This is a genomic window from Methanobrevibacter filiformis (assembly GCF_001639265.1).
Taxonomy (GTDB): domain Archaea; phylum Methanobacteriota; class Methanobacteria; order Methanobacteriales; family Methanobacteriaceae; genus Methanacia; species Methanacia filiformis.
Genome location: NZ_LWMT01000115.1, coordinates 1 through 2495, shown reverse-complemented (window position 1 = coordinate 2495; position 2495 = coordinate 1). Strand labels below are relative to the sequence as shown.

Annotated in this window: 1 protein-coding gene; it reads left to right on the top strand. The window is 30.8% G+C overall.

Going from position 1 to position 2495, the window contains the following annotated elements; genetic code table 11:
• Window positions 1–323 precede the first annotated feature (323 nt).
• Window positions 324–2495 (top strand): DUF11 domain-containing protein (locus tag MBFIL_RS03830; RefSeq protein WP_157078642.1); only part of this gene is annotated, 2172 nt, incomplete at its 3' end.

Genomic DNA, 2495 nt, shown 5'->3' with positions numbered 1-2495 from the left:
ATCTTCATGCAAAACCATAAACACCAACTCAACAAAAACTAAAAAACACTAATAATATATTACACCCCATAATATTTAAAACTAAGCATAACTAAAAAGAATCAAAAAATAATTATTGCACAGCCAATTATACATCAAAAAATAACATAAGTTTTGAAAATATAACATTTAGAAACGGTATAGATCCTTTATATGGTGCTGCATTTTACATCAAGGGTAGTAACACAGTTATATTTAAAAATTGCATATTTTCAAGTAATGTTGTATCTTCTTCTACTGGTGAAGGTGGTGGTGCTATTTATAATGATGGTGGTAATCTTAGTGTGAACAATTCTACATTTACAAATAATGATGGTGGTCGTTGTGGTGGTGCTATTTATAATGGGGGTGGTAATAATCTTAGTGTGAATAATTCTATTTTCACTGGTAATGATGGTAGATCTGGTGGTGCTATTTATAATGGTGGTGATTTGAGTGTGAGTAATTCTATTTTCATTGGTAATAATGCTAGTGTTGGTGGTGCTATTTATAATTATGGTGATAATTTTGTAGTTAGTGGTGATAATTTTGTTAATAATTCTGCTACTAATGGTAGTGCTATTTATACTACTAAGTCATCTACTGTTAATTATAATCGTTTTTATAACAATTCTGGTAAGGGTCAGCTTTATGTAACTAATGGTACTCTTAATGCTAATTTTAATTGGTGGGGAAATAACAGTAATCCTAATGGAACTTTGGTTATTGTAACTGGTGGTACTCTTGTATTAAGTTATTACTATGTTTTAGAGCTTTCACTTAATAATACATTTTACACCAATACAAATAACACAAGAAATTACAGTAAAAATCAAAATGCTACTTTAACTTATAATTTATCACTTAATGCTCCTACAACTAATGATCCAAGTTTACTTCCATATTTTGAAGTAAATGTAATAGCTAGAAACAGTACGAGTGTTATTAATAATAGTACTAGTGATATAAGAACATTTACGTTCTCACAAGTTGTAATGTTAAATAATAATAATCTTCAATCTTCAATTAATGCTTTAGTAGATGGTGAGAACATTATTCTCATTCTTGAAGCTGAAGCTAAGGTTAATCTCACTATTGCTAAGGTTGCAAATGTAACTAATATTTTGAATAATGGCACTATTAACTTCACAATAACTATAACTAACAATGGAAATGATTTCGCATCTAATGTTACTTTCACTGACTCACTTCTTGATAATTTCAAACTCCTGAATGCGAGTGGAGGATCATACAACAGTACAACAGGTATTTGGACTGTTGGAGATATTGGATCAGGAGTAACTATAACACTCAACATGACGGCTCAAGCTATTAAATCAGGAACAATAAACAACACTGCAAATAATGTAACAGCTATTGAAACACTTATTAATCCAAATATAAACTCCACAGTAACAATCACTGTCACACCAACAGTTAATCTAAACATCACCAAAGTGTCTAATGTAACTGGTCTTAACACCTCTCACATTGGCGACCATGTTAAATATGTCATAACTGTTAAAAATAATGGTTTAGACAATGCAAGCAATGTAAAAGTATATGATATCTTAGATTCTAACTTAACTTACATCACATACAACTCTTCAACTGGAACTTACAATAATACTACAGGTTTATGGAATATTGGAACATTAAATGTTAATCAAACAGCTACACTAGAAATTGAAGTGATAATAGCTAACATCGGAACAATAGAAAATATTGCAAATATAACAGTAAATGAAATAATCCTTAATGGAAGTAACACCAACACAAGCACAACAATTCACGCAGACCCTTTGAATAGTACTTTGGTTATTAATCATATTGTGGATACTAAGGTGAATGGTAGTGTTAGTATTAATGGTTCTTTGTTGGATGAGAGAGGTGTTCCGATTAGTGGTGTTCCGATTAATTTGACTGTTAATAATGTTACTTATAATGTTACTACTAATGCTGGTGGTAATTGGAGTATTATTTATCATGTGGGTTCAATTGGTGTTATTGATGTTGTTGCTGAGTTTGTTGGTAATGTTAATTATACTGGTGCTGTTAATGTAACTTATTTTAATGGTTTGGCTTTGAATAGTACTTTGGTTATTAATCATATTGTGGATACTAAGGTGAATGGTAGTGTTAGTATTAATGGTTCTTTGTTGGATGAGAGGGGTGTTCCGATTAGTGGTGTTATTGTTAATTTGACTGTTAATGGTGTTGCTTATAATGTTACTACTAATGTGGGTGGTAATTGGAGTATTATTTATCATGTGGGTTCAATTGGTGTTATTGATGTTGTTGCTGAGTTTGTTGGTAATGTTAATTATACTGGTGCTGTTAATGTAACTTATTTTAATGGTTTGGCTTTGAATAGTACTTTGGTTATTAATCATATTGTGGATACTAAGGTGAATGGTAGTGTTAGTATTAATGGTTCTTTGTTGGATGAGAGGGGTGTTCCGATTAGTGGTGTTATT